General features: G+C 67.6%; 6 protein-coding genes. 3 read left to right on the top strand and 3 right to left on the bottom strand.

The window, feature by feature from the left end; genetic code table 11:
* Nucleotides 1-78: 78 nt before the first annotated feature.
* Nucleotides 79-1,122: an HD domain-containing protein gene (locus OXN85_15530; protein ID MCY3601378.1), complete on the bottom strand. Its 1,044-nt coding sequence runs from the start codon at nucleotides 1,120-1,122 to the stop codon at nucleotides 79-81.
* A 355-nt stretch (nucleotides 1,123-1,477) separates the two neighbouring features.
* Nucleotides 1,478-2,797 (bottom strand): hypothetical protein, encoded by a 1,320-nt coding sequence (locus OXN85_15525; GenBank protein MCY3601377.1) that lies wholly within the window; start codon nucleotides 2,795-2,797, stop codon nucleotides 1,478-1,480.
* Between the two features lie 141 nt (nucleotides 2,798-2,938).
* Between OXN85_15525 and OXN85_15520 the strand changes: the two genes are divergently transcribed.
* From OXN85_15520 to OXN85_15510, 3 genes are read left to right on the top strand one after another with little or no spacing between them, the layout of a single operon-like run.
* Nucleotides 2,939-3,736, top strand: coding sequence for a class I SAM-dependent methyltransferase (locus tag OXN85_15520; protein MCY3601376.1), 798 nt, complete (start codon nucleotides 2,939-2,941; stop codon nucleotides 3,734-3,736).
* The gene (gene wecB, locus OXN85_15515) at nucleotides 3,733-4,893 is read left to right on the top strand and encodes a UDP-N-acetylglucosamine 2-epimerase (non-hydrolyzing) (GenBank protein ID MCY3601375.1); all 1,161 of its coding nucleotides are present in this window, start codon (nucleotides 3,733-3,735) and stop codon (nucleotides 4,891-4,893) included. Before OXN85_15520 ends, wecB begins: the two co-directional genes overlap by 4 nt.
* Complete coding sequence (locus tag OXN85_15510) at nucleotides 4,890-6,014, top strand: glycosyltransferase family 4 protein (GenBank protein ID MCY3601374.1); 1,125 nt, start codon at nucleotides 4,890-4,892, stop codon at nucleotides 6,012-6,014. The genes wecB and OXN85_15510 overlap by 4 nt, the downstream gene beginning before the upstream one ends.
* Here the strand turns inward: OXN85_15510 and OXN85_15505 are convergent.
* A complete protein-coding gene (locus tag OXN85_15505) occupies nucleotides 5,975-8,404 on the bottom strand; it encodes a hypothetical protein (GenBank protein MCY3601373.1) in 2,430 nt (809 codons plus the stop codon). The genes OXN85_15510 and OXN85_15505 overlap by 40 nt on opposite strands.
* Nucleotides 8,405-8,452: the final 48 nt, after the last annotated feature.

Raw genomic sequence — 8,452 nt, 5'->3', positions numbered from 1 at the left:
TGTCAGTTGCCAGGAAGAACACGTCGACATCCGAGCCCCCTGTAGCCTCTCTGCGGGCATAGCTTCCGTTGACTCCGATCAAGAAGTCGGATTCGCCGCCAAACAGGGTTCTAGCGGCTTCCCGCATCGTTCCGATGCCTTTCTCGGAGCGATCCCTGCAGGCATCGAGAACGCTGGCTGTATGACGCGACAGGGGCAATTTGTTGGGTCCTCTGTTGGAAGCAACTCGCTAATACTCGCTTTACGGAACGTTTTACTCTGCTTATAGCGGCGGACGAGATCGCCCGGCGTCTTGAGTTCGACGGAGGTGTTACGGAAGAACGTGCGCGTAGGCGCGTCGATCTCATGATCGAGGATGGCATCGGACAGGCCTCTTCGCAATCTGCGAGGAGCTTTCCGCGCCCGATCAAGCAATCCAAAGAGTCTCGGTTCACGACGCCGGAACTGTGGTTCGTCCTTGAAAAAATCCTCCGGTGTGAAGCGATGAATGTCCCGCGTCGCCGCGGCTTGTGCGAGGCCATCGTATAGGAGACCGGCCGGACCGTGAAGAACCGAGTTGTACATCTGGTGCTTTAGATGCCAAAAAACATCGAGTGTCCGCGTCGGAAGCGCGTCGGTCACGGAGATCGCCCGCACGATCACCGCAGCGGATCCAACTTCCGGCCTTCTTCCCAGGAAGAAGGAACGGAATCTCGTGACTCCATCGATCGTATCGAAGTTGATGGGACTTGAGAAGAGAAATGCGTGTGGTCCTCCGTGAGTACCGTCGATCATCGCGATAATTTCGTCGGGATCGAGACGATACCGAGACAGCAGGTTCGGGATCTGGCGCCCGAGTCGTGATTCCCCGCGAATGATCCGGTATCCCACTTTGTGATGCGAGATGTTGAATCGACGTTTGAAGATGGGTTCCAGCGTATGCGACAAGGGGCCGTGACCGACGTCGTGAAGCAGCCCGGCCACCGCCAAGACCCGGGTGTCGCGTTGGGACAGGTTGCGAAGCGTGGCGTACAGGAGTGCCAGTCGTGCGACGGCGACGCTGTGGTCGTGGCGGTTATGCCAGTTTCGGGACTTGGTGCGATCAATCGCGCCCAGGAATCCGATCCGCTTGAGGCGACGCACGGGACGCGTCCGGGTTAGCGCTTCAAGGAGGGGATCCTCGAACGGGGACTGCGCATCCGCCGGTCGTCGGAACGGGGACGGGGCCGCCAGCTCCGGAAACAACGGCAGGCCACGCCCGTCATCCGCGTCCAGTGACAGTCCCGCATTCGTCATACGGTCCATTCTACCTTGTGTGGCTTGCGTTCAGCATTTGCGCTACGAGCGTGACGAACAAGGTCCGCCGACAGTTCGCAGGTTCCCGGTAACCTCATACCCCACGCCCGGCGTCGCAACGCGTGAGAGACCGGTAGGTAGGCGGTTGCGTATCAGAAAAGACAACGTCCTGGTCGTCCGCAGTGACGCCGACTCGTGCCGGTCAGGATCTGCAGAAGCCGGTGGCGGTGTTTCGGACTACCGACCCTATCTCCTCCTCGCCGAGGGCCCGCCCGAAGAACATCGCTTCGTCGATCTCTCCCTCGAACTCCACCTCCAATGCGTCGTCCGAGAACCCCTCCTCGCTTCGCGATCCGATGCCGACGGGCCCGTCGGTCGGGTTGATGCTCCCGGCGCGGTGCGTTCCCTGCGCTTCTCCGTTGACGTAGAACGTGAGGCGCTGGCCGTCCCAAGTCATGGCCAGGTGGGTCCACTCGCCGGCGACAAGGCGCGGTCCGGAGACCCTCGCGTCTCCGCCGAAGCCGGGCCGCACTCTGAGGACCGACCTCCACCGGCCGTTGTGGTTGTCGAGCAGCCACGACTCCTGCCAGGGGTGTCCCTTTCCGAGGGCGGTGCCGCTGCCGCTGGCCTCGTCCGGTCCCGGTTTGGCCCACGCCATGACGGAGAACGGCCCCGCCGGCTTGAGGGTGGGCGCGTTCGGCACGAGCGCGATCGCATCCACGCCATCGAAGGAGAAGGCCTCCCCGGCGCCGGGAACGCCCTCGGCGTAGCCCGCTCCGTGCATGAGCGTCGCGTCCACGCCCCCGATACGGTCGGCGCCGCTGCCGTCGGCCGACCACCAGTGCAGGATGCCTGCCGGCACGGCGCAGACGGCCAGTTCGAAGCTCTGCCGGGCCTCGGCTTCTTCCCCGTCCCGCGCCGTCACCGTCGCCTCCGCCACGCCGGGGGCAAGGCCGACCATTGTCAACTCGCTTCCGGAAACGGAGACGCCCGCGACGAGCGGGTGGGAGGACATGGCACTGTACGTCAGGGAATCGCCTTCCGGGTCGGTGAAGTAGCTGGAGAGATCGAGGGTTTCCGTGCTCCCGGTGACGAGCGTCCGTGAAGCGATCTCGCCCTCCGCCATCGGCGGCATGTTCGGCACCGTCACGGAGAACGACTGCCGGGCTTCGCCGCCCAACCCGTCGCTGGCCGTCACCATGGCCGTCGCTTCGCCCCGGGAGAGGGCAATGAGGATCAGCCGGTCGCCGGACACCGCGGCCTCCGCGACGAGCGTATCGGAGGACGTGGCGCTGTACGTCAGGGCATCGCCATCAGGGTCCCGGAAGAACTGCGAGAGATCCAGCGTGGCGTTGGTACCGGCGGGGACGGACTGCGCCGGGATGGCGCTGGTGGCCACGGGCGCCAGGTTCGGCGGAGTGGCCGGCGGCGCCGCGCCGGGATCCATGATCGAGTCGTCCTCCGCTCCGCAACCGAGAAGCACGGCAAGGGCGAGGAGGCGCGGAGGGGCGATGCGCGACATTGGCGGCATTCCTCCCTGTCGATCGGTTGGCAGCGTTTCGGCGGCAACGTAGCTTGGCCCTTTGTATCCCCCAGGATCACTCCAGGTTCCCCCGCTCGCGCTCGCGATTCGGCCGGCGGCTCGGGCCGAAAGGACCACCGGTTGGCATCCCCGCTCCGCGAATCGTCCCCCGAGATTGAAGGGCCCGAGACCGGACGGCCCGAGGGCGACGTGCGCCGGGCGGGACGGCTCGCTTCGTTCGTCCGGGCCGTTCACCGCCGGCTGCCCGGTCTCGTGGGCGCGGCCAGACGCATCGTGTACCGGACCCCGCTGCTACGGAACGTGATGCTGCCGACGTATCCCTACTGGGTGGATCCCGGGGTGCTGGCGGCGATGTTGGGCCTCATCGATGTGACGCGACGGACCGGAGGCGCCGTCGTGGAGATCGGCGTCGGTCGCGGAGACAGCTCCGTGTTCATCCTCGAACACCTCATGACGACCCGCGACCCGCGGGACCTGGTTCTCGTGGACACCTTCGACGGCTTCACTCCGGAGAGCATCGCGCATGAGACCGGCGAGCGGCGCAAGACGAGGTCGGAGATCTCGGACTATTCCTACCTGGACCGCCGGGTGTTCGAGCACGGCCTCACGCGCCTGGGCTATTCGAACTACCGCATCGTCGCGGGCGACTGCGCGAAGGTGAACTGGGCCGACGTCACGGGTCCGGTCGGCGCGGTCCTGCTGGACGTGGATCTCTACCTTCCCACGCGAGAGGTACTCGAAGCACTCTGGCCCCTCGTCGTCCCCGGCGGCGGGTTCGTCGTCGATGACTGCATCGAACCGGACTGGGCGGACGGCGCCCTCCAGGCATATTCCGAATTCACCGACCGCCACGGCTTGCCGTTCACCAGGGTCGGGCGCAGCGGCGGCCTCATCGTCAAGCCGGCCGACGAGGAATGACGACCGTCCCGCGAATCCTGATCGTGATCGGGACCCGTCCGGAAGCGATCAAGATGGCGCCGGTGCATGACGCGCTCCGCCGTCTCGAGCCGGCGTTCGAAACGAAGCTCGCGTTGAGCGGGCAGCACCTCGACCTCGTGGAGCCGGCGCTGGACATCTTCGGCCTGGCACCGGACTACCGGCTGAACGTGATGCGGGAGGGCCAGAATGTGGCGGATGTCGTGAGCCGCGTCCTCCTTGGCCTGCGCGATATCCTGCGCGAGGCCGCGCCGGATGTCCTCCTCGTGCAGGGCGACACGGCGACGGTGTTTGCCGCCTCGCTGGCGGGTTTCCTCGAGCAGGTGAAGGTGGGGCACGTCGAGGCGGGGCTCCGCAGCCACGACCGCTACGCGCCCTTCCCGGAGGAGATCCTGCGCCGGCTCACGGATGTCGCGTCCGAGTACCACTTCGCCCCGACGATCCGGGCGCGCGACGAGCTGCTGCGAGAGAACGCCTCCCCGGACAGTGTGTTCGTCACCGGGAATACGGTGGTCGACGCTCTGCTTTCCGTCGCCCGCCGGAAGCGGCCCGTAAAGGATCCCGCCCTGGCGGAGATCCGGTCGCGGGTACGGGGTGGCGAGGCGCGGCTCGTCCTGCTGACCGCGCATCGTCGCGAAGCCTTCGGCCCTCCTCTCACCGAGATCTTCCGGGCCGTTCGGGACGTGGCCGATGCCCACCCCGATGTGTGCGTGCTCTATCCCGTCCATCCCAACCCGAACGTCCTCGTGCCGGCGCGCGAGTTGCTGGCGGACCACCCGCGCATTCGCCTCACCGAGCCGCTCGACTACCTGGACCTCGTAGCGGCGCTGGAATCCGCGGCGCTCGTGATGACCGATTCCGGCGGCATTCAGGAGGAGGCGCCGACCTTCGGCGCCCCCGTCCTCGTATTGCGGGATGTCACGGAGCGCCCGGAGGGAGTGGAGGCGGGCGTCGCCGAACTCGTCGGGACGGATCGCCGGCTCATCGCGGAGCGCGCCCGTGCGGCCCTTTCTCGTGAGCCCGGCCTTGAACCGCCCCGCAACCCGTACGGAGACGGGCGGGCCGGCGAGCGGATCGCGGACATCCTCGCCGCGGATCTGCTCGGCCGGACGCGCCGAATCGAGGATTGGGCCGGATGAACATCCTCATGCACACCGTCTACTATGCGCCCGAGGTCGGAGGCCTGGAGAGTCACGTGCATTTCCTCTGCCGCGCGCTGGCGGCGCGAGGACACACGGTGCGGGTGGTGACGTCCGCTTCGCTGCCCGGTCTGCCGGCGTTCGAGACCATGGACGGTGTGGAGCTTCGCAGGACGTGGCTTCCCGCACGGAACACGCCGGGGTGGGCCGCCCATGCGCTGGGGTCGCTGCCGAGCTTCATCGAGTGGGCCCAGGAGGCGGATATCCTCCACGCGCAGGATATCGCTGCGGTCCCCCCCTGCCTTGTGGCGCGCGGCACGAGCGAGACCCCGATCGTCACCACCTACCACACGAGCCATTTCCTCCGGCGTGCGGACTCCCGCTTCTGGCGCCCGGTTTTCCGCGGGTTCCTGCGCGCGGCGGACCACAATCTCGCGGCGAGCCGGGAGATCGCGGGCGTCGGCGAGTCGATCGCTCCGGGGGTGCACGTGGAGGCGCTGACGAACGGCGTGGACACCGTGACGTTCCGTCGCAGCGGCGCGCCCGAGCCGAAGCGCCGTACGGAGCGACCCGCTCGCCTGATCGCTCCGCGACGCCTGTTCGAGAAGAACGGCGTCGAGTACTTCGTGCGCGCGCTCCCGCTCATCGCCGAACATGTCGCCGTGGAAGCGCTCATCGTGGGCGACGGCCCGGAACGGGACCGGCTCGAGGCGCTGGCGCGCGAACTCGGTGTTTCGGACCGGGTGCGCTTCCTCGGGGCCCGACCGCACGCCGAGATGCCTCGACTGCTGTCCTCGTGCGATCTCGCCGTCTTCCCTTCCCTCATGGAGGCGACATCCGTGGCCGCGCTCGAGGCGATGGCGTGCGAATTGCCGGTGGCGGCAACGAACGTCGGGGGCCTCCCGGAGATCGTCGACGACAGCGTCGGAGGACTCTGCGAGCCCGCGGACCCGGTGAGCCTGGCGCGGCTGGTGACAAGGCTGCTGAGCGGCGGGCGGCTGCCCGACCTGGGTGCCGAGGCGCGACGGCGGGTGGTCTCGCAGTGGAGCAACGAGCGCCTCGCGGACCGCCACGAAGAGATTTACACGGAACTTCTCTCCGAGCGCGCTCGCCGGAACTGAACGCCGTTCGCCACGAGCAGGGCAAGCAGCACCGCGATGCCCAGCCAGAACGACCACCTCAGCAGTCCGGATTCGTAGTACATCTCCACCTGGGCCCGTCCAGCCGGCACGGGCACGGTCCGCAGCGTGTGGTACGCGCGCATGACCGGCACGCTCTCCTCGTTCACGCGGGCCTTCCACGCCGGATACCAGTTGTCCGCCACCACAAGGAGGGCGGGCCGCTCGGAAATGACTTCGAGCCGAAGTCGATCGGGTCCGCGCTCGCGCCACGTCACCTCGCCACTGACCGAACCCCCGTCGAGTTCCAGCGGCGCCGCCTCGGCCAGGACCACTTCCCTCTCCGGGTCGAAGTCCGGCGACAGCATGTAGGGCACGGCCTCCTCGTCGGTCTTGACGACGGCGGAGCCCACGAGGCGGGCACGAGACAGCCCCGCCTCCTCGAAGACGGACTCCAGGGTCCGACCGTCCGGCGTTTGCGTGCGGCTGAGGACCGGTCCCGCCGGAGATTGCCCCATGGCGAGATCCGGCCAGAGGATGTACCGCACGTTCAGCAGGGCCCGGATCTTGCCGGACTGCAGGAGATTGAGCGGAAGCCCGGAACCGGCCATCCCGATCAGTTCGCGGTAGCGGGCGAGGTCGTTTGGATGGTGGCCGGCCGCCATTTCGATCCCGCTCAGGACCGGATCGAGGTCCTGTCCGGCCCTCCGCAGGGACAGCATGCGGTAGGGCTCGTCGTTCCCCCGCTCGCGTTCCAGCACCGCCTGGATGTTCGGATCCGGAGCGGCCCACTGGTGGAAATCCGTCGTCTGAACGAAGACCCGGTCCACCCGCAGCGCGTCCACGGCCACCAGGGCGACGAGCCCGACAAGGAGCAGGGCCGGGCCGAGGCGGGACCCGCAGTAGGCCCACGCCAGGATCGCGAGACCTCCCGCCAGCGCGAACGCGAGCCAGGCGCCCGCCGCAATGTGGGGCACGGCTGCCGCGAGCGCCGCCTGGCGCCCTTCGCCGATCCCGAAGACGGCCGTCCATGTGGACGTCAGGCTCCCGACCGAGGCGAGTAACGCCACCCCCCCCAGGATGCCGGCGCCCCACAGGAGTACGCGCTGCGGCCTTCTGGACGCCGGCGTCTCCTTCCGGATGGCGCGAATACGGTCGACACCCAGGGCGGCCAGCGTCGCCACGGAGAATGCGAACAGAAACATCGCCGTGGATGGAGCCCGGAACATTCGGATGCCCGGCACGACTTCGTACGCGATGCGCCACACGGGCGTATGCGCGCCGAGTGCAAACAGGAGCACGGCGCCGGCCAGGCCCGCGAAGAACCAGCGGGTGCCGCGTCGTGCGCCGCCGGCGAAGGACACCGCCGCCAGCAGGAGAAGCACCAATCCCGCGTACTCGGAATTGAGCTTGAACGGATTCCGGCCCCAATAGGTGCCCGCGGCCCACGCGGCGGACCCGTCCACGCTGCTGCCGACGAACTCCGGGATCACCAGCGAAGCAACTTCCTCGGGGTGGAGCGACCACGAACTCGACCACGCCTCGCCGGTTTCTCCCGCGAGTTCACTGGACGTCGCCGTGCGCCGGGAAAACTCGGACACATAGCCGACAGCGGGAATGAGCTGTCCTGCGGCGATGACCGCACCCACGACTGAAGCCAGCAGGAAGAGTCCGAAACGCCCGAACGCCCGCCGGCTCCGCACGCCGGACAGACCTCTCGCGCTGTCGGAGGTCTCCTCCTCGTGCCCCGCTCTCTGCCGCAGGAAGCCGATCGTCCTGAAGATCGCAAACGCTCCGACGGCGGCGAACAGGAAGTACGCCAACTGGAAGTGCGGCGTCAGGATGACCGCCGCCACGACGAGCGCGATGCCGGTGAACGAACTCAACCGGGGGCGGAGGAAGTAGCGCTCCGTACAGAGAAACAGGAGCGGCGCGAGGGCGGTCACGAACAGCTTCCCGTCATGCCCGCCGTAGACGAAACTCACCATCACCGGGGCCAGCATGTAACCGACCCCGGACACGAGGGCCGCACTCCGCGAGACGCCGAGGGCCCGGGTCCAACCGAACATGAAGAATCCCGCGGCGATCACGTGCAGGATGAGCTTCCAGCCCAGCGACCGGTACGTCTCGGTGAGAAGGAGAAGGAGCAACGACGGGGGATAGAGCGCGTCGCCCGCGCTCAGCCCATCAATGTACGGAGTGCCTCCCAGAACCTCGGGCTGCCAGAGCGGCACCCGGCCGAGTTCCCTGATGTCGTCCGCGTAGAGGGCGCGGGCGTGATATCCGCCGGAGAGCGTATCGGTCCCCACCAACATCGCATCGCTGAAGATGAAGGATGCGAAGAGCACGATCCCGAGGCCGGGAAACAGAACCCAGGGAGCCCAACGCGGCACGACGGCCGCAGGTCCGGGATCCGCCCCTTCGCTGCCGTGCCCAGGCGC

The sequence above is a fragment of the Candidatus Palauibacter australiensis genome, assembly GCA_026705295.1.
GTDB classification, from domain to species: domain Bacteria; phylum Gemmatimonadota; class Gemmatimonadetes; order Palauibacterales; family Palauibacteraceae; genus Palauibacter; species Palauibacter australiensis.
Note: the sequence above shows the minus strand (reverse complement) of the source record. Positions and strands in the feature narration are given on the sequence as shown.